This is a genomic window from Pirellulales bacterium (assembly GCA_035656635.1).
In the GTDB taxonomy this organism is placed as follows: domain Bacteria; phylum Planctomycetota; class Planctomycetia; order Pirellulales; family JADZDJ01; genus DATJYL01.
The window spans coordinates 47,191-66,098 of sequence record DASRSD010000184.1 but is presented as its reverse complement, the minus strand read 5'-3'; the positions used below and the strand labels follow the sequence as shown (position 1 = coordinate 66,098).

Here is an 18,908-nt window from a genome sequence, read left to right as displayed (position 1 = left end):
CCCTCACGTTTTTGGGCCAGTTCGGCTAGAATTTGCCTCGATAGCCTCCCACGAATTCTTGCTCGTCGGCACCGACCTGCGCTCCGCGATTTTCCTTTGGTCCTTTGCATTTACACATGTTCCGCGATCAGCGAGTTTTTTTGCAGCAGTTTTTCCGGCAATATCACACCACGGGCTCGGTGTGGCCCAGCAGCCGGGCGCTGGCCAAAGCGTTGTGCCGGTTTGTCGATGATGCCGGTAGCAGATTGCCTGAGCGTGCGGCCATTAACCCTTCAACCCAGCCCTCTCCCGCAAGGGGTGAGGGAGACTCGCGCGAAATTCTGGAAGTTGGCCCAGGCACAGGAGCGGTCACGGCGCAGCTGGTGAAAAAGCTGCGGCCGGAAGACAAGCTGACGCTGGTGGAATTGAACGACGATTTTGTCCGTCACATGCGCCGGCGGTTCGAAACCGAGCCGGCGTTTCAGGCCGTGGCCGACCGCGCGCAAATTGTGCACGCACGGTTGGAAGATTTGCCCGAGGGCCAGCGGTTCAATGTCATCATTTCCGGCTTGCCGCTGAATAATTTTGAAGTCCCGCAAGTGGAGCAGATTGTAGGAATTTTCCAGCGCCTGCTGGGTCCGGGCGGCACGCTTTCATTCTTCGAGTACATTGCCATTCGCCGTGTCAAAGCGTTGGTGAGCGGCCCCCCAGGGCGTGCTCGATTGCAGGGCATTGGGCAGGTTTTAGAGCGCACTTTGATGGGCCGCGAAATCAAGCGCGATTGGGTCTGGCCCAACATGCCCCCGGCGTGGGTGCATCATGTGCGATTCGCGGAAGAGCGAAGGGGCGAAAATATGGCTGAGAAATCCGCACTGCCGGCATAACCCGCGCTCGCCGGCACTTTCGTTTTGACCGCCCTAACTCTACAGCCTATATGACTATAGGCGCTATTGGCGGTCGGTTTCCCCCCAGCGACGCAGGGAAACTCTCTACTGGTGCGCCGTGTCGGCCACCCCGGCCGGCTGCGCTCGCTGTGTCCCTTCAAACCAATTGCCATGGAAGAGCTAGATTCTCAAGCGACACCCGAGGAACCATCGGGCGATGAGTTTTCTTGCCGGTTGGCTGCGCGCAAAAAGCAAGCGCAGCAGTTGGCCGCCGCGCAGCGCGAACAGTTTGCACATCTCGATCGCGCGCTGGAATCGCATTTGGCGGAATTAGAACAACGTTTGGCCGCCGGTCTGGCAGACGCCGAACACAGCTCCGGTTCCCACGCCGAGCGGGCCGAACTCGATCAATTGGCTTTGCAATTACGCGCGCAAGCCGAACAGTTAACCAGCGCCCAGGCGGCATTGGCTGCCGAACGGGCAGAGCTGGCTTTAGCGCAGGCGGAATTGCAATCGGCCCAGGCCGATTTGCAAGCAGCTCGCGAAGCACTGGACCGGCGGCAGGCGGCGCATAACACCGCGGAGCAAGAGCAGCACGAAGAATTAGCCCAAGAACAAAAAGATCACCATCAGCGTGGACAACGGGAACAAGATCAACTCGACCGCCGGGCTAAGGAATTGCAAGTTGCCGAGGCAAAATTCAAGCAGGCTCAGCAAGAGCTCGCGCAGGAGCAGGAGGAATGGCGCCGCCAAAGCCGCCAACAAAAGCAGGAGCTGGCCGAACAACAGCGAAATCAAAACGAACAACTCGAGCGCAAGGTCAAGGAAGTGCATGCGGCGGAGGGCAAGCTTAATCAAGCACAACGCAGCTTCGAGCAAGCCCAGGAAGCATTTCGCCGCGAAAGCCGTCAACATCAAGAGGAATATGCCGAGCAACAACGAAAAGAAAGCGAGCAGTTAGACCGCCGCGCCGCGGAATTGCTGGCTGCGGAAACGAAGCTTAAGCAAGCGGAGCATGTCTTGGCCGCTGCCCAGGAGGAACATCACAGCGAAGTCCGGCAGTTCACTAGCCGCCGCGAATATCTCGATCAGCAGCAACTGCGATTGGAAAAGGAGTTGGAAGAACTGGAGGCTCGACGCGAGGACACTCGGTCCCAGCGGCGTCGCATTGCCCAACAATTGCGAATCGAGCGCACTGCCGGCATGCAGGAGCGGGAGCTGGTGCAAGGGGAAATCGACCGTCAGCGGGCCGCGTTGCAAAAAGAGGCGGAGCGTGGACATTTGCAACTCAATCAGGACCGGGAAACCTTCGAGCAAGAAATGAACCGCGCCCGGCAGCAATTGCGGCGCGATCGGGAGCAGTTGGAGGAGGACGAGGCAGCTTTGGAAAAAAGCCGGCGGCAGTGGGAAGAAGCGCGCCGGCAAGCGGACAAAAATCGCGCCGACCAATCTGCCGATTTGCTGACGGCCGGACAGGAAATTGAACAATTGACCGCGCGCTTGGCGAAATCGCAGCGACTGGCCGACGAATCCGCAAAGGACGTGAAAGAGCTGCAGGTTGATTACGACGCGCTGCAGCAGGAGCTCGCACAACACGCTCGCGGCCAAGGCGCCGATGCATCTGCGCTGCAAGCTTTGCAAAGCGAGCGCGATGAACTGGCCGAGCAGGTCGCCGAGCTGCAAACTCAACTGGCGGCGGTGGAAAGTCGTTTGGCTGCTGCGCCGCCGGCTGCGGAGGGACAGCGCGTGGAAGATTTGCAGCGGCGGTTCGAATTGGCCGTCGACGACGTACGGCAACTGAAACGCCGCAATGCGGAATTGGAAGAAGAGCTGGTTGATTTGCAAGCACAAGCAAAAGCGCAGCTAACAACGCCCAAAGCCGAAAGCATTTTCACCAGTGATTGGGAATCGACGAAAAAACGCATGCTCGCAGAATTGCAGGCCGATGCAGGACAAACCCACGCACAAGCATTGAGCGAAGATGATCGGCTTACCGTCGAAGGAACCATTCGCATCACCGACGACATGGTTTCGCAGCGCGATCAGGAAATTGCCGAACTGAAAGCGCAGCTGGCGGAGCGCGAAATTCAAGCCGTCGCCAATTCCACGGCCGAGCAAATCACCATCGTTTCCGCGGCCCAAGCGGAAGTGCTCGATCAAGATGCGCTCATCCAGGAGGAGCGGCAGAGGCTGCTGGCTCTACAGCACGAATGGCAGGAAAAACTGCGACAGGCGGAAGTCGAAATTTCCGTCCAACGGGCGCGCCTGGCCCGGGAACGAACAGAAATGGAAGAGCGGCTGCGGCAGTTGGAAGAGGATAAAACGATGCTGGCCGGGCAACAGGCAAGCGGCGATGCGTCGGCCGGCAATGCCCAGAAGAAAACCGGAAATCGGTGGCTGGCGCGTTTGGGATTGAAGGAAAGCGACAAGGGTTGAGAAGCACGGGAAAGAAGCAGGCGCGATGGCGGCACGAAGCAGCCAGCGGAGGGATCACACTTACTGCACGTTGTCTGCCTGCATGTGATAGATGGCCAGGCATTTGCCTTCCGGGCTGGCGATTTCCTGAATCGAAAACGTGCCTTCGACCGCCACCGGGCGAGTAGTGAAATCGGCGGTGTGTCCGCCGTCCATTTGCACCACAATGCAATCGTACAGGGCGGCCCCAGGGCCAAAGCAGCATTGCATGTTGTCTCGCACCAGCACAAATTGCGACAAGCCGCTTTGCTGAAAGCTGGGCAGAATGTAGCCGCGAATGCGAATTTTGGTGTTGTGGAGTTGTTCGATGGCCGGCGTAATCATTTTGCGCTGAAACGGCGCGTCTTTTTGCATGTCGAATTTGATGTTGTCAAAGCCGATGTCGCGCGCCGGTTGATTGGTTGCCGTGGCGGATTTCGCCGGAGCAGCCGCGGCATCTACAGCAGCAGAATCGACATTCGCCTGGCTAGAATGCGCCTGGGGCGCATCAACCAGCGCCGTGGCAGCGGGCGAAGAGCGCTCGCCGCAACCGGCGCAAAGCGCCACACAATAAGCTGCAGCCAACAACAGCCCGCAAATTTGCCACCGCATGCTCATGGCAAAAAAGCCTCGTCGAGGTGATAAAATACAATTCCCTTGGCGTCGACGGCTTCGCGGGCGGGCGTAACGCGGAAAGTGCCCGCCACCTTAAATAATCCCTGCGTGTATTCAAAGCCCTTCGAATCGTTCAACTGCACTTGAATGCGATCGGTGATTTTTGGATTGCCGCCAAAGCAGCACGTCCCGTTGTCGCGAACAAGTAAAAACTGAGTGATTCCCAACTTGCGCAGGCCCGGGTAAACATAACCTTTGATGAAGATTTTTTTTCCGTCCAGATCCTTGGCCTCCGGCGGGACCGCGTTGAGCGGATCCTCGGGATGCGGTTGGAGCTGGGAATAATCGATTCGCGCGTAGCCGGACGGCACCTCGGTGGCGCGGACGTAGCCTAGCCAGCCGAAGCCGCCCAGCCAAAACGCAACGGCCAAAAAAATTCCGACAAAAGCCACGCCGCGGCCGGTGTATTCTTCCGGCTGGCTGCGAATTTTCCGCAGCGCCAACACGCCCAGTATCAACGCAGCAAAGGGAATCAGCCCCAGCCACCAATCGAGCACTGCCAATGCTGACAGGACACCCAACACCAGCGAAGCCACCGCTGCGGTAGACAGCGCCCGATACGATTCCGAGGGATTGTAATCGTTTTCCTCGGCGCCGGCATCGAGTGCGCTCATCCGCGGGGCCGTGGGCTTTAACGGTGCATCGTCGACCGGCGGAGCAACGATTTCGGTTTGTCCACTTTTCACAGTTGCTTACCTCACGCCTGCACTATCATCGGCACCGCTCGAGCAACAGCGCCACCCAACATTCCGCGCCGGCATGTTCAATTCTTCTTTACGTTGCCGTTGGGCAAGGAGTTGTTGGAGGATGTTGTATTGCTCGATGCGGCGCCGCCTGCTGCCGGAGCATTATTGGCGCCGGCCGGAACTGGCGCCGGAGCCAGCGCCGCTCCACCGGGCAACAAAAACGATTCCGCCTGCTTGGCCGCCGTAGGATCCATTTGCTGCAGCTTGGTCAATTGATTTTTGGCCTCCGGCAACGGGCAAACCTGCAAATATTTTAACACCGGCACGCGCACCCAGGCCGAATCGGCGTCGGCCTTTACAAATAAATCGACCAGCCGATCCAGCACGGTCCAATCTTGCCAGCGGGCCAAATCAGGAATGACTAAATCGGCCATTTTGGGGCGATCGAGCATCAGGTGAAACGCTTTTGCGGCATTATCTTTGGTCACGATGCCTGCTTCTTGGGAAATTCGGACGGCTTGAATAGCGGCATACGTGTCGGTGAATTCAGCAGCCTGATTTTTCAGAAACATGTCTTGCACCAGCGACATGCCTGTGGGGCCTTTGATTGCCAAATAAGATCCAATCATGGCATCCAGGCCCGCCTTGAACTTGCGATCTTTGGAATGAAACAGCGATTCAATCAGCGGCACGTCTTTTTCCGAGCCGCACACGCCTAGCAGCGTGAAGTACAACCGACGATGGCTGGGGGAAATATCGGGGTCTTGAATCCATTTAATCAATTGCCCGTAATTGGCGCGGGGGCCGTAAGCTTTCAGGTCGTCGTAGGAAGCCTTGGCGAATTCGTCGAACGAATCTTGCTTCAGCACTTGGTCGGCATCTTCCAAATAATTTTGAAAGAACACTAACCGATCGGCTCCTCTGTCGGACAGCTTAAGCAACATTTTGATGTACGGCAGGCTGCGATCGGTAAGTGCCGTGGGCGTGGACCATGACAGCGCTTTGGGATCGACCGCCGTAATTAAAAACTTCGTGCCCACGGGAGCGTCGCCCAAATAAATGGCTTCCACTGGCTTGGGTTTTTTGAGCAGATCGGGGCCTTTGAGGACTTCCACAATGCGGAATTTCGATTTGGCCACGGGCTCACTAATGCCGGGGGCGTAGGCGCTATCTGCGCCGGCGGGGCGCTGTGGTGTTTCCGTCATTTCGGCAATGACGACGGCATCGGCGGCTTTCATTTCTTCCGTCCAGGTCATGGACACCTGGCCGCAGAACGGGCAGGCCTTGGCCGTTAAGCTGATGGCCAGCATCAGCAAGCCGACACCTGCGGTAAAGAATAAAGGCTTGGCGATTCGTCCGCTCATATTTCCACTCCTTGAGTTTCCGTTACGGCGCGGCGGTAAGTGCCCGGGCCACGTCGGTTCGGTAAGCCGACAGCGCCGGCAAGTAACCCACCAGCGAGGCCAGCACAATCAAACCAGGAATTAAAATTAACTCCGCGGTCGGCACAAATTGCAAGAAGTTCACCGCTACTCCAGTGTACTCGGTAATGGTGGGAGCCGCCGCGCCCACCAGTAGGTGGCCCACCAGCCAGCCCGCCAAGCCGCCACCCAAAGCTAGCATGATGGACTCGGTTAACACAATCAGCATGATTTTTCCCCGGTGCGCGCCCAAGGCCCGCATGACGGCAATTTCGTGCCGGCGTTCCGACATGGAATTATAGATGCTCACCAAAATTCCGATGCCGGCCACGATGACAATTAGCACCGTCAGGGCTAGCAAAATCCACTGCATGGGCTGGACAAAGGTGATGGTGAGGACGGTTATTTCTTTAATCGGCTCGATGGCCTGGGCCACAAATTCTTTATTCACGTGCTTGACCAAATCGGGAGCCACAAGCTCGGGGGGCGCGCCGCCAATGCTGGCCGTGCGGATCAAAACGGCAGTGACTTCGCGCTGATCTTCGGGAAGCGGCGTTTTGAGAATTTCATCCGGCTCTTCTTTTTCGCCCGGCTTGTGCACCTCTTCCACGTGCCCTCTGGCATGATCGGGGATGAGGAAAAAGCCTTCCATGTTCACAAAGGCGGCCCGATCGACCGGCGTGCTCGTGCGGTCCAAAATGCCGGTGATTTTGAACGGCATGTGCTTTTCGCCGCCGACACCGTGCGCGGGCGAAAAACTGTCGCCGACTTTGAAACCCATGTGTTTGGCAACTTCGGCGCCAACGACGGCGGTCGTGAAATCGGGCGTCTTAAAGTTTTCGCCCGAGGAGAACGTCGCATGCAAAAGTTGGCTAAACAATTCCGGCGTGGTGCCGACCACACGGTATTGGCCGTTTTCGCCGACCACGTCGCCCAAGCATACGGGAATGGCGAGATCAACATCATCAGCGTACTTGCCATCTTTGTGATCGCTGCGATCTTTGGCGCGCAAAAATTGCTGATAATAATCCCAAGGAATGTTTTCGATCGGCCGGTTCAAATAGTAAACCGTATTCAGGAGCAGATCTAACCGCCCACCTTTGGCGCCGACGATGACGTTGTAACCCAGCGCATTGCCCGAGGCGAACGACTTGGCCACAATTTGGCCAATCACCAGCACCGCCACAACCAGCGACACTCCCAGCGCCATCGACAGGCCCGTCAGAAACGAAGCCAGCGACCGCTGTTGAATGCTGCGCCAGGCGATTTTGGAAAGGGTCATAGCTCAAACGCCGAGGGTGTTATTCGTTAATTGATTCACTTGTTCCAAATTTTCGACGCGCTGAAATTGCTCGGCAACTTGGGGCGTGTGCGTGACCAGCACCAGTGCCACGTTTTCCTCGCGGCAGGTGTCGCGAATTAAATCGACCACTTGCTGTTGATGCCGGGTATCGATATTCGCCGTCGGTTCGTCGGCCAACAGCAGTTTCGGTTTGTTCCCCAATGCCCGAGCCACGGCCACGCGCTGCTGTTCACCGACGGAAAGCTGGGCCGGTTTATGATGCAGCCGGTGCGCCAACCCGACACGATCCAAAAGATGCTTCGCGCGCTCAGGCTTGGCGCGGCCGGTGGCAAACGACATTCCCAAAAGCACGTTTTCCAACGCCGTGAAGCCGGGAAGCAAATTGAACGTTTGAAACACGTAGCCGATTTTGTCGGCGCGGAAGCGGTCACGCCCAGCTTCGGGCAACCGGGCAATGTCGACGCCGTCGATGCGAATTACCCCTTCGTCGGGCCGGCTGATTCCAGCGATCAAATGCAGGAGGGTGGTTTTGCCGGAGCCGCTGCGGCCAATCAGCACCATTTGCTCCCCGGCAGCTACATGAAAATGCCGCACATTCAAAATGGGCAGCCGCCCGCCTCCCGGCTCAAAAAAAGACTTTTTGACGTTTTCCAGAGTGAGCATAAGAAGGCAGGCCATTACGGCTGGATGACATTGCGGGCGCAAAAAATGCTGAACCCGCTTGATAATAATGGTTTACGCCGACAGAACAAAGAGCAAAGCAGGGTCGTGCGCGCGCCGCACCGCTGGGTTTATACGGCAGAAACCGGCTGGCGGTTCGATAACCGCGATGCTTGCTTTGATTTGCCAAGCCCATATTTTTTTCCGTCGGTCCAGCGTGGAGAAATCATCGGCTTGGCATGAATGAAAATGGCTGTCATACAATGTAGCCCGCGCCAGTTCATTCTCCGACACGCAGAAACAATTCTTTAATAATTTGCCATGTCTCAAACACTTGATTTATCGCGTCACGAAATCGACAACGAGTTCGCCGTGCGCAATGCTCCGCCGGCGGCGCTGTACGAAGATGCCATTTCGGTGGAACACGCGGCCATCGCCAATAGCGGGGCACTGATTATTCGCTCCGGAAAGAAAACCGGCCGCAGTCCTTTAGATAAACGAATTGTCGATCACCCAGATAGTTCCGGGAACATCTGGTGGGGGCCAGTGAACATCAAACTGGAAGAGCATGTGTTCGTCATCAACCGGCAACGGGCGATTGATTACTTGAATACCCGTGACCAGCTCTACGTGTGCGATGGCTTTGCCGGTTGGGATCCGCGCTATCGGGTGAAAGTGCGCGTAATTTGCGCCCGGGCATACCATGCGCTGTTCATGCGCAACATGCTGATTCGTCCGACGGCGACGGAATTGGAGCAGTTCGGCGAGCCCGATTATGTGATTTACAATGCCGGCCAATTTCCTGCCAATCCGCACACGCACCAAATGACTTCGCGCACCAGCATCGACATTAGCTTAGAGCGGCGCGAAATGGTGATTCTCGGCACCGAATACGCCGGCGAAATGAAAAAGGGAGTGTTCACCTTGATGCATTACGTCATGCCGGCCCGCGGAGTGCTGTCGATGCACTGCTCGGCGAATGAAGGTGCATCTTCACTCTCTCGCCCTTTGGACGAGGGCCAGGTGTCCGCAGGCGACTCGCCGCGGCGAGGTGAGGGCGCCGGTTCTGGTGATGTGTCGTTGTTCTTCGGTCTATCGGGGACGGGCAAAACGACGCTGTCGGCCGATCCTTGCCGCCGACTGATCGGCGACGACGAACACTGCTGGAGCGACCACGGCATTTTCAACATCGAAGGCGGCTGCTATGCCAAGTGCATTGGGCTGACGCGCGAAAACGAGCCGGAAATTTACGACGCCATTCGCTTCGGCACAGTGCTAGAAAACGTGGTGTTCAACGAAGAAACGCGAGCCGTCGATTTCGAGAACGCAGCCCTCACCGAAAATACCCGGGCCGCTTATCCGATTGAATACATCGACAACGCTAAGGTGCCCTGCGTAGGCGGACATCCGCGAAACATTATCTTTCTTACCTGCGATGCGTTTGGAGTGATTCCGCCGGTAAGCCGGCTGACGCCGGAGCAGGCAATGTATCATTTCATCAGTGGATATACGGCGCGCGTGGCGGGCACCGAAGTAGGCGTGAAGGAGCCGCAAGTCGCGTTCTCCGCCTGTTACAGTGCGGCGTTTTTGGTGCGGCATCCGACCGTGTACGCCACGATGCTGGCCGAACGGCTGCGGAAACACCGCGCTCAGGCCTGGCTGGTGAACACCGGCTGGTCCGGAGGCGCTTACGGCGTGGGTTCGCGCATTCCGCTGGTGCACACCCGCGCAATTATCGACGCCATCCACTGCGGCGCATTGAATGCAGCCCCGACGCAGCGCGATCCGCACTTCAAACTCGACTATTGCACCCGTTGCCCCAGCGTGCCCGAGGCACTATTGCAGCCTGCCGCCACCTGGAAAGATCGGGCCGCTTATGAAGCTACGGCCCAAAAGTTAGCTGCTTTGTTCCGCGAGAATTTCGCCAAATACGCCAGCCCCGATTTGCCGGCGATGGCTTCTGCCGGGCCGTAAGTGTGGTTGCCGATCGACGAAATTTTCGCCTGGCCAAGAGTTTTTCTTGGCAGCACAAAGCCGGGCGGTTAAGCTCAAGGAAATTTCCAGGAGAACGATTATGGCCGCCGGGTGCCGCACTGCATTCGCACTTGGATTACTTGCCGCTATTGCGCAGGCTGGGAATATCTCGGCGCAAGCAGGCCAAGATCAAACCACTCACAAATTTTCATTTGCACCAGGAAACAACATATCGGGCTATACGCAGGTTTCACCTGAGACGACGTACTCCAAAGAACTGGGCTACGGTTTTGAGCCCGGAGCCCAATTGAAAACGATTGAGCAAGCCGGTGGTGCTGCTGCGCATGCCGAAAGCGCTTCTGGTGATCTCCCGCATAGCGGTTGCGTCACCAGCGACAAACCGTTTTATTTTTCCATTGCGCTGCCGGAAGGAAACTACAAGGTGACAGTCACGCTGGGCAATCCGGCGGGCGATTCAACGATGACCGTCAAAGCCGAATTGCGGCGATTGATGTTGGAACACGTGCACACCGAGCCGGGCAAGTTTGAAACGCACACGTTTGACGTGAACATTCGCACGCCGCAAATTGCCGGCGGCAGTAGCGTGCACTTGAAGCCGCGCGAAAAAACCGACGAAGCCTGGGCCTGGGATGACAAGCTCACGTTGGAATTCAACGATGCCAAACCCTGTCTGTGCGCGGTGGAAATTGAGCCGGCAGACAATATTCCCACAGTGTATTTATTGGGCGACTCCACGGTCTGCGATCAGCCCCTGGAGCCGTGGAACAGTTGGGGGCAAATGCTGCCGCGGTTTTTTCAGCCCGGCGTGGTGGTTTCCAACCAGGCGGAGTCGGGCGAATCGCTCCGCAGTTCGCTGGGCGCCAAGCGGCTGGATAAAGTTCTCAGCACCATGAAGCCCGGCGATTATTTGTTCATTCAGTACGGCCACAACGACATGAAGGAAAAAGGCGAAGGGGTGGGCGCGTTCACCACGTACAAGGCCGACCTGAAAAAATTCATTACTGGGGCTCGGCAGCACGGCGGCACCGCGGTGCTGGTGACTTCGATGGATCGTAAAAAAGGTTTGGGCGCCGACGGACAAATGACCAACACGCTGGGCGACTATCCGGAGGCGGTACGGCAAACTGCCAAGGAAGAAAATGTTCCCTTGATCGACCTGCACGCCATGAGCTGGAAGTTGTATCAGGCGCTGGGACAGGACAACATCGGCAAAGCGTTTCAGGATCCCACGCATCATAACAATTACGGCAGCTACGAGCTGGCTAAATGCATTGTGGAAGGCATTCGGCAAAACAAGCTCGATTTGGCCAAGTTCATTGTGGCTGATTTCACCGATTTCGATCCGAGCCATCCTGATCCGGTGGATAGTTTTCACATGCCGGCCAGTCCGAAAGTTTCGAGTGTCAAACCGGAGGGAAATTGAGATGCGCGGTTGTTTGTTGATTCTGGCGGTTGGCGCGTTGTTGTACACCGCAGGCTTACCGTGTTTCGCCGCTGATGAGCCGGGTGCAAATCCACCGGTGGCTGCGAATAAAACGGAGAAAGCTGCCGATACGCAGGCCGGCCTGCCGACGCTGTTCATCGTGGGAGATTCGACGGTGAAAAATGGCACGAATAACCAGCATGGCTGGGGAGAGCGGAGCGCCAAATTCTTCGACACAACCAAAATCAACGTCCAGAACCGCGCCATTGCCGGCCGCAGCAGCCGCACGTTCATCAATGAAGGCCGCTGGGACAAAATTCTCGAAACGGCCAAGCCCGGCGATTTTGTCATCATTCAAATGGGCCACAATGACGGCGGCGCCGTGGACGATGGTCGCCGAGCGCGCGGATCACTCCCCGGCATCGGCGAGGAAACTCAAGAAATTGATAATTCTCAAACTCATCAACACGAAGTCGTGCACACCTATGGCGGGTACTTGCGCAAGTATATTTCCGACGCCCGAGCCAAAGGCATGACGCCGATTTTGTGTTCGCAAGTTCCGCACTGTCCGCAAAAGCCGGTGGAAGAAGGTGCGGTGGAGAACGTCAAAACCGTGGCCTGGGCGGAGCAAGTGGCGAAGAACGAGGGAGTGCTGTTTGCCGATTTGAACCGCACAATTTTGAAGCATTACGTCGGCCTGGAGCCGGTCGACATTAAATCGAAGTATTTCACGACGCTCGACAATACACACACCAACACCGACGGCGCCGATCTGAACGCTGCTTGCGTGGTGGAGTGCTTGCGAAGTTTGAAAGATAACCCGCTAGGAAAATATCTCGTGGACCCCTCGTCGGCGGAACCGCAGCAAGCCGCGCCCTGAGCAGCGAATTTTGGGCAGCATCAAAAATCGCTGAGCGTTTTCGGGGGCCAGGCGGCGCGCACGGCGTTGGTGACCGCGAGAATGTCGATTGCCTCTTGCAGAATGGCGCCAGCCACCGGGGGTAAATATCCGGCCGCGGCAATCAGCATCGCCAATATGCTGGCAGCCATGCCTCCCACAGCACTTTGCAAAGCAATTTGTCGCATACGGCGGCTGATGTGCATGAACTCGTCAACGCGCTCCAGCGAAGTATCCATCACCACCGCGCCGCTGGCTTCGCCGGTGATTTCGTTGCCGGTGCCGAAGGCCAGGCCGACTGTAGCCGCCATGAGCGCGGGAGCATCGTTAATGCCGTCGCCCAAAAACAGCGTGGGCGCTAATTTCGTTTCGCGGCGGACAATGTTCACTTTGTCTTCCGGACTTTGCTCGGCATAGACTTCCTTGATTCCCACCTGATCGGCCAAGTATCGCACTTCGCTTTCACGATCGCCCGACACCAGCAACACTTTGTGGAAGTGATGCTTCGGGGCTAAATGGTGCACGAAGGAAACGCCTTCGTGGCGCGGCTGATCGCGAAAACGGTACGTGGCGGCATATTTTCCATCGACCAGTACCACGCATTCCAACCCCCCGGCGAGCGGCGGCAGGAGAGCCGCCCGATCTGGCTGGGCCGCTAACAATTTTTTGCGGCTGGTTATTTGCACTGGCCGCCCGGCGACCACGCCTTGCAGGCCTGCGCCTGGCTTTTCATGAATTTCCGATGCTTCGCAGGGAGCCAGCCGTTGGCGCTGCGCCGCTTGCACAATCGATTCGGCCAGCGGGTGTTTGGAATACCGTTCCAAGCTGGCCGTGAGCATTAACACTTCGTGCTCAGCAAAACCCTCCGCGACCAGTTGCTCCGTCAGCCGCGGCTCTCCGTAAGTGAGCGTGCCGGTTTTATCGAAAATGACCGTGCGGCAGGTGTCGATTCGCTCCAGCACCGTGGGATCGCGCACAATAATGCCGCGCCGCGCCGCCAACGAGATGCTGCCGATGATCGCCACCGGAATGGCAATCAGCAACGGGCAAGGCGTGGCCACAACCAACACCGCCAGAAATCGCACCGGCTGCCCGCTGGCGGCCCAAGCGGCCACAGCGATCGCCACCGCCAGCGGCGTGTAGAGCGCGCCCAGCCAATCGGCCATCCGGCGAATGCGCGGACGCCGCTGTTCCGATTCCTGCATCACGCGCATGATTTGCGCATAGCGCGAATCGACCGCCCGGCGGGTGGCCCGAATCACCAGCGCGGTTTCGCCATTGATCGAACCGGAGAGTACCGTTGTGCCTGGCGTTTTCGACATGCGGTAGGGTTCGCCGGTAAGATACGATTCGTCCATCACGCCGTGCCCTTCTTGCACCTCGCCATCGACAGGACAAATTTCGTGTGGAAACACCACCAGCGAATCGCCGACCACGATTCGATCGAGCGACACATCTTCCACTTGCGAGTTTTGCCGCAAATGGGCCACCAAGGGCATGCGCTTCGATAAAGCCCGCAACACGCCGGCGGCACTGCGGACGGCATAACTTTCGATGGCCTCGCCGCCGGACAGCATCAACACCACCAGCGTGCCGGCCAGATATTCACCGAGCAAAACGGAGGTGACAATTGAGATGCCCGCCAACAAATCGGAACCGAATTCTCGATGGAAGAGCTTGACCAGCAACTCCACAACAATGGGTACGCCTCCCAACGCCAGGGCCGCATACAGCGGCCACAGCGCAGTGCCCATTCTGCTGCCTAAGTAAAGCCACAGGAGCAAATGCGCGGCAATGGCGGCAATCGCCAGCGCGGCGATCAATGGATAGCGCCGCTGATACAGACGCCCCATCCACTGCGGTCCAACGGCAGCGGGCATGCATGTTCCTTATGGCAAATTCCATGCGCCGCTTGGGAACGAGGCGCAGAATCGGATTTCAATTACATTCAAATCGCAAGGTTTTTAATTGTACGGCGTGAGCCGACCGAATCGCAGGAGCTTCGTAAGTGATTCTGCGGCAGGCACTTGTGCCATTCAAAACCGTGCGGCGGACAGAATATAATGGGTAATTGTCGCAAAATCCGCAAGTTCCGCCGGTCGAAAATTCAGACACGCCAAAAAACGAACCGGCAAGATTCCACGCGCCGTAGCAACATTCTTTTCGCATGACCAAGACCCAGGCACACGAGCAAACGGGTGCGACGGACCGGCCGCAGCCGCTCGACTGGTCGGCCTTGCTGGCACAGCATGAGCGCTGGTTGCGCACGGTCGTGTTTGCGCGCTTGGGCAACAGCGAAGGGGTGGACGAAGTATTGCAGGAAGTGGCATTGGCGGCGGTACGCCAACGGGCTCCCATCAACGATCCAGCTAAGGCCGCGCCATGGCTGTACCGGCTGGGGGTGCTGCAGGCACTGTTATATCGCCGCAAACATGGCCGCCAGCGCAAGCTGATCGATCGATTCGTGCAGCGCTGGCCGCCGCCGGATCACGATGCCGGCTCGCCCGATCCACTGGCCTGGTTACTGGCCGACGAACGGCAGCGTTTGGTGCGCGAGGCGGTGGCTCGGCTGCAACCGCGCGATGCTGAAATTTTGCTGTTGAAATACACCGAAGATTGGAACTATCACCAATTGGCCGAACACCTGGGCATTAGCCACTCGGCCGTGGAAACACGATTGCACCGAGCACGCGCTCGGTTGCGAAGCGAGCTGTTGGCATTGAACGTGGTTGAGACACGCGGTTGAAACAAAAGTTAGTTAAGGAACCTTCGATGAGCGATGCACAGAACATGCCTAACTTTGCGGACGACTTCCAGCATCGATTGGAGCGCTGGGCCGATGGAGAATTGAACGCGGACCAACAGCGGCAATTGCTCTCGGTATTGGAAAGCCAACCGGATGGTTGGCGCCGCTGCGCGCTGGCGTTTATTGAAGCGCAAGCCCTGCGCGACGAATTGCGGCAATTAACCGCGAAAAAAACTGCAGCCGGCACGTCGGGACCGGCGGTGCATCTTGCTGCTCCGGCACTGCGCCATGGTGGCTTTCGCATGTCGCGATTGAATTGGTTCGCGTTGGCAGCAAGCGTCCTCGTGGCGTTTACCTTGGGTATGGCCGCGCACGGGGTTTTGCCCATCGGCTCACCCGCCGGTCAAGCGAACAATTCCACAATTGTGCAGGCTACGCCGGATGCTGTGTCCCCGGCTGCAGCGCCGTCGAACAATTCAACCCCGGCGGCAAATACATCACCCTTGGAAGTTTCAGCGAATGACAGCGTCGTTGCTTCAAATTCGGCGACGACCAATTCCAGCAAATGGCAATCACTCAAAGTGACTCTGCCCACCGCTAGCGGGCAGGGAGAGCAAACCGTCGAAGTGCCTTTAGTTGCGGCCAGCGAAGATAACGTGCAAACCCTGTTGGCTAGTCAACAGCCGGTTCTTTCCGATACGGCTGTGCAAACGCTGGAAAGCACCGGACATGCGGTCGAACAACATCGGGCGTATTATCCCGTGCAACTGGAAGACGGCACGCAGGTGGTGTTGCCCATGGATTTTGTCGAAGTGCGCGACACCGACGGCTGGCAGTGAGGCAGCGGTCGGTGGCGTGTTTAGTGGTCGGAAATACACAGTCGCGATCGTCGTTGGTCGCGCAGAGCAATTTGAAATCATTCTTCGTGGTTCCGGTAGAACGAAAAAAAGAGTACTTCCCATGCAGTGCGATTTATGGCAACGTCGCTTTGGCTGGACATGCCTGGCGGCCATCATTTTGATTTCGGGCGCGCTGGCACAACAAAAACACGCCGCGGCCGATGACGGTGACGATTCAAGTGGTGCGTTCAATGAAGCACAGCGTTTGTTCGCCCAAGCGCCGAACAATGCCTTTCAAGGTCCCGAATGGCAGCGCTATCTCGATTTGGCCGTGAACGGCGAGACCGGCAAGTATTGGATCGGCGTGGAATGCCGTGAAGCTCAGCCGGAACTGAAGTCACAACTCGGCTTGAAAGATGACGAGGGGTTAGTCGTCATTCACGTCGCTGAAGAGGGTCCGGCCACGAAGGCGGGCATCAAACAGCATGATTTAATTGTTTCGGCCGGCGATACGAAATTGGCTCATCCCGCCGATCTTGTCAAAGCGGTTAACGCGGCCGGCGGAAAAGAACTTTCGCTCAAAATTATTCGTGGCGGCAAAGAGCAAACTATTGCTGTCACGCCCGCCGAACGGCAGCACGGCACGGTCAATCTCATCGCGCGCCCTGGACAAGGTTTCATATTTTCCGGCCCGCCCGGCGCCCCACATGTCGATTTGCCCGATAACGTGACCGTCACCGTTGTGCATCACGGCAAGGATCCTGGAAAAATTACCGTGACGCGCGGCGATGATAAATGGGAAATTACCGATCAAGAGTTAAATAAGCTTCCCGACGATTTGCGACCGTTGGTGGGACAGCTGATTGGGGGTGGCCCGCTGGCGCCGTTCATGGGCGGAAACAATCCGAATAGCTTTTTTCAGCCACCGGGCATTCGCGTTGAAGGGATGCCGATGGGTCCGCCGGGAATGAATCCACCGCCGCCCGATGGGAACGGACCTCCAGGGCATGGTGGTGATGGTCCGCCACACGATGGCAAAGGCCCACCGCACGATGGCAAGGGCCCGCCGCGCAATGAAAATGGTCCGCCGCCGCATGACGGACGTCCACAATCGCGAGACGGAAATTCACTGCCGCCCTTTGCCCAGCCAATGCCGCCAGGTTATTCTCCTCCGCCCGCCTATCCGCCGCGGCAGTACAACCAGTTAGCTCCTAATGCGGCTGCCGGAGCCTTGCCGCCGGAAATGATGCAGCGCTTCGATGAGCTCGATCGGCGCTTGGATATGCTGCAACAGGAAATTCAACGATTGCACGTTGATGGAACCGATGGCATGCCGCGCATGCACCCGCGCCCGGAAGATTCCATGCCGCACATGCAACCTCGTGGCCCAGATTCTGGCCGCAACGGTCCACCAGGATTAGGTGGCCCGCCGCCGAACGACGGCCAGCGACAAGGCCCGCCGGGCGGTCAATAATTGCGGCAAGGTTCAATTCACGTCGTGGGCAACCCCGCAACATATTGGCATCGCTCAACAAAAAAAGCCCTGGGATAGCATTCCCAGGGCTTTGCGTTTTTATTCTTGCGGCCGCTTACCAATACGCTTCCAAGCCGACCGATAGACCGTTGTAGAAAATATCGCCGTCGTTTCTCACAAAGGGTTGGGGCGCTAGCAAGCTGCTATCGAACGAAACCTGGTCCGGCGCCAAGGCCAGTCCGCCGAGCAGGACCAAATCCCAGCCGGCGTGGATCATTAAGTGATCGTTAATATCGTAGCCCACTACGAAGCTGAGCTCTCCTAAGAAAGCCGCCGTCTGTTCACTGGCCGTTCCGGATTGATTCTCGGTGGGAGTGGTGGCGGTTGTATCCAGACCCACGATGTGTGCAAAGCCGTTGGTAAAGTTGCAGTAAATGCCGGCATCTCCCTTGATGCCCCAGTAGAAAGATTCATGCACGTCGTAGCAATCGCCGCCGACTTGGAAACCCAGCAAATGGTTCTTCGTGTTCAATTGATAATCGCCGCTGAAGGTGGTCGAAGGCACCGGCGCACTGCTTAGCCAGCGGAACTGTTCTTCTTCCGAGATGCCGCGCAAGCCAAAGAACAGCGATTCCGTGCGTCCTGGCTGCACGTGCCGCGACCAAAACCCATCTGGACCCATCGTTAGTTGATCTCGTCCCGGTCGATTGCGAACGCGGTAATCGATCTCTATGCTCTGAAAGTCGGAACGGTAGTTTGTCGTGGCGAGCGTGGCATTGGTAAAGCCGGCAACCGCTATATTCAACGGAATAATTTGCAAGGTATTGTTCGGTTCGGCCGCCAAGCTGTTTTCGCCTTCCCAATTGTTGAATCCCAGATAGGTAACTTCCAGGCTGTGATCTCGGTTCTGGCAATCACGGCCGAGGAAGTAGCCCAGAGTGCCGCGTCCGCCCGCTTCCAACGGCATCGCTTCGCCACGGGAGTTCAAAAACCGCCCCGTTATTTGGCCATTCCCGTTTTCTTCGGCGGAGATAATTTTTGGATTGGCGCGACTTCGATTCCAAATGACAAAGTCGAAGTCGCCGTACCAGCAGCCATCGCGCCACCAATACCCGGAACTGGCCGGGTAAGGTCGTTGATCGGAAAACACGCCATCGCCGTCGGTATGCTCGATGTCCGAATGTTCGGGGACAATTTGCCCCCCTTCAATCATCAGTTTGGAAGTCGTATCGCCGAGGTGCGGAGACGAAGAATTATCGAAAATCGACGAAGTGGACGGATCGATGCTGGAAGATTTGCCATTTGGTTCGGGGAGCGTTTCCGGCATTTGGGCGCGCAGCGATCCTGCCGCCAGCAGCAACGCTCCACTAACCACCATGAGATGCCAGGCCGCGAGTTTCACTCCACGATCCTCCACACCTTGTTGCCAAGTCACGAACGTTGTTCAAAATCTCTTGCCCGGGAACACTGC

The 18,908-nt window shown here is 57.3% G+C and carries 16 protein-coding genes; 9 read left to right on the top strand and 7 right to left on the bottom strand.

The window, feature by feature from the left end; genetic code table 11:
• The first annotated feature begins 116 nt into the window (after positions 1–116).
• Positions 117–863, top strand: a complete 747-nt coding sequence (locus VFE46_19615; GenBank protein ID HZZ30216.1) for a methyltransferase domain-containing protein — start codon at positions 117–119, stop codon at positions 861–863.
• 171 nt (positions 864–1,034) lie between these two features.
• On the top strand, positions 1,035–3,299 hold the full coding sequence (locus VFE46_19610) for a hypothetical protein (GenBank protein HZZ30215.1): 2,265 nt from the start codon (positions 1,035–1,037) through the stop codon (positions 3,297–3,299).
• Positions 3,300–3,359: 60 nt separating this feature from the next.
• Here VFE46_19610 and VFE46_19605 read toward each other — a convergent pair whose 3' ends face one another.
• From VFE46_19605 to VFE46_19585, 5 genes are all read right to left on the bottom strand, one after another.
• Positions 3,360–3,935, bottom strand: a complete 576-nt coding sequence (locus VFE46_19605) for a DUF3299 domain-containing protein (GenBank protein ID HZZ30214.1) — start codon at positions 3,933–3,935, stop codon at positions 3,360–3,362.
• Positions 3,932–4,678, bottom strand: coding sequence for a DUF4190 domain-containing protein (locus VFE46_19600; protein ID HZZ30213.1), 747 nt, complete (start codon positions 4,676–4,678; stop codon positions 3,932–3,934). The genes VFE46_19605 and VFE46_19600 overlap by 4 nt, the downstream gene beginning before the upstream one ends.
• Before the next feature lie 77 nt (positions 4,679–4,755).
• Positions 4,756–6,042 (bottom strand): hypothetical protein, encoded by a 1,287-nt coding sequence (locus tag VFE46_19595; protein ID HZZ30212.1) that lies wholly within the window; start codon positions 6,040–6,042, stop codon positions 4,756–4,758.
• Between the two features lie 22 nt (positions 6,043–6,064).
• A complete protein-coding gene (locus VFE46_19590; GenBank protein HZZ30211.1) occupies positions 6,065–7,381 on the bottom strand; it encodes an FtsX-like permease family protein in 1,317 nt (438 codons plus the stop codon).
• 3 nt (positions 7,382–7,384) lie between these two features.
• On the bottom strand, positions 7,385–8,065 hold the full coding sequence (locus VFE46_19585; GenBank protein ID HZZ30210.1) for an ABC transporter ATP-binding protein: 681 nt from the start codon (positions 8,063–8,065) through the stop codon (positions 7,385–7,387).
• Here VFE46_19585 and VFE46_19580 point away from each other — a divergent pair.
• The 4 genes from VFE46_19580 (at position 7,982) to VFE46_19565 (ending at position 12,360) form a co-directional block, all read left to right on the top strand.
• Complete coding sequence (locus tag VFE46_19580; protein HZZ30209.1) at positions 7,982–8,305, top strand: hypothetical protein; 324 nt, start codon at positions 7,982–7,984, stop codon at positions 8,303–8,305. The two genes, VFE46_19585 and VFE46_19580, sit on opposite strands and share 84 nt — an antisense overlap.
• A 78-nt stretch (positions 8,306–8,383) precedes the next feature.
• Positions 8,384–10,036, top strand: a complete 1,653-nt coding sequence (locus VFE46_19575; protein ID HZZ30208.1) for a phosphoenolpyruvate carboxykinase (ATP) — start codon at positions 8,384–8,386, stop codon at positions 10,034–10,036.
• A gap of 100 nt (positions 10,037–10,136) precedes the next feature.
• On the top strand, positions 10,137–11,480 hold the full coding sequence (locus VFE46_19570; protein ID HZZ30207.1) for a rhamnogalacturonan acetylesterase: 1,344 nt from the start codon (positions 10,137–10,139) through the stop codon (positions 11,478–11,480).
• Position 11,481: 1 nt separating this feature from the next.
• The gene (locus tag VFE46_19565) at positions 11,482–12,360 is read left to right on the top strand and encodes a rhamnogalacturonan acetylesterase (GenBank protein HZZ30206.1); all 879 of its coding nucleotides are present in this window, start codon (positions 11,482–11,484) and stop codon (positions 12,358–12,360) included.
• A gap of 20 nt (positions 12,361–12,380) precedes the next feature.
• Here the strand turns inward: VFE46_19565 and VFE46_19560 are convergent, their stop codons facing one another.
• Positions 12,381–14,258, bottom strand: a complete 1,878-nt coding sequence (locus tag VFE46_19560; GenBank protein HZZ30205.1) for a heavy metal translocating P-type ATPase — start codon at positions 14,256–14,258, stop codon at positions 12,381–12,383.
• Between the two features lie 287 nt (positions 14,259–14,545).
• Here VFE46_19560 and VFE46_19555 point away from each other — a divergent pair, with 287 nt between their 5' ends.
• From VFE46_19555 to VFE46_19545, 3 genes are all read left to right on the top strand, one after another.
• Positions 14,546–15,124, top strand: coding sequence for a sigma-70 family RNA polymerase sigma factor (locus tag VFE46_19555; protein ID HZZ30204.1), 579 nt, complete (start codon positions 14,546–14,548; stop codon positions 15,122–15,124).
• Between the two features lie 26 nt (positions 15,125–15,150).
• Complete coding sequence (locus VFE46_19550; GenBank protein HZZ30203.1) at positions 15,151–15,963, top strand: hypothetical protein; 813 nt, start codon at positions 15,151–15,153, stop codon at positions 15,961–15,963.
• A gap of 121 nt (positions 15,964–16,084) precedes the next feature.
• Positions 16,085–17,437, top strand: coding sequence for a PDZ domain-containing protein (locus tag VFE46_19545; GenBank protein HZZ30202.1), 1,353 nt, complete (start codon positions 16,085–16,087; stop codon positions 17,435–17,437).
• Positions 17,438–17,552: 115 nt separating this feature from the next.
• Here VFE46_19545 and VFE46_19540 read toward each other — a convergent pair whose 3' ends face one another.
• Entirely contained in the window at positions 17,553–18,839 is a 1,287-nt protein-coding gene (locus VFE46_19540) for a hypothetical protein (GenBank protein HZZ30201.1), read from the bottom strand.
• Positions 18,840–18,908 lie beyond the last annotated feature (69 nt).

Excerpts from the sequence above, each read along its gene's own strand:
- VFE46_19615 (HZZ30216.1), top strand. The coding sequence starts at position 117 with ATGTTCCGCGATCAGCGAGTTTTTTTGCAGCAGTTTTTCCGGCAATAT.
- VFE46_19610 (HZZ30215.1), top strand. The coding sequence starts at position 1,035 with ATGGAAGAGCTAGATTCTCAAGCGACACCCGAGGAACCATCGGGCGAT.
- VFE46_19605 (HZZ30214.1), bottom strand. The coding sequence starts at position 3,935 with ATGAGCATGCGGTGGCAAATTTGCGGGCTGTTGTTGGCTGCAGCTTAT.
- VFE46_19595 (HZZ30212.1), bottom strand. The coding sequence starts at position 6,042 with ATGAGCGGACGAATCGCCAAGCCTTTATTCTTTACCGCAGGTGTCGGC.
- VFE46_19590 (HZZ30211.1), bottom strand. The coding sequence starts at position 7,381 with ATGACCCTTTCCAAAATCGCCTGGCGCAGCATTCAACAGCGGTCGCTG.
- VFE46_19580 (HZZ30209.1), top strand. The coding sequence starts at position 7,982 with ATGAAAATGCCGCACATTCAAAATGGGCAGCCGCCCGCCTCCCGGCTC.
- VFE46_19585 (HZZ30210.1), bottom strand. The coding sequence starts at position 8,065 with ATGCTCACTCTGGAAAACGTCAAAAAGTCTTTTTTTGAGCCGGGAGGC.
- VFE46_19575 (HZZ30208.1), top strand. The coding sequence starts at position 8,384 with ATGTCTCAAACACTTGATTTATCGCGTCACGAAATCGACAACGAGTTC.
- VFE46_19570 (HZZ30207.1), top strand. The coding sequence starts at position 10,137 with ATGGCCGCCGGGTGCCGCACTGCATTCGCACTTGGATTACTTGCCGCT.
- VFE46_19565 (HZZ30206.1), top strand. The coding sequence starts at position 11,482 with ATGCGCGGTTGTTTGTTGATTCTGGCGGTTGGCGCGTTGTTGTACACC.
- VFE46_19560 (HZZ30205.1), bottom strand. The coding sequence starts at position 14,258 with ATGCCCGCTGCCGTTGGACCGCAGTGGATGGGGCGTCTGTATCAGCGG.
- VFE46_19555 (HZZ30204.1), top strand. The coding sequence starts at position 14,546 with ATGACCAAGACCCAGGCACACGAGCAAACGGGTGCGACGGACCGGCCG.
- VFE46_19550 (HZZ30203.1), top strand. The coding sequence starts at position 15,151 with ATGAGCGATGCACAGAACATGCCTAACTTTGCGGACGACTTCCAGCAT.
- VFE46_19545 (HZZ30202.1), top strand. The coding sequence starts at position 16,085 with ATGCAGTGCGATTTATGGCAACGTCGCTTTGGCTGGACATGCCTGGCG.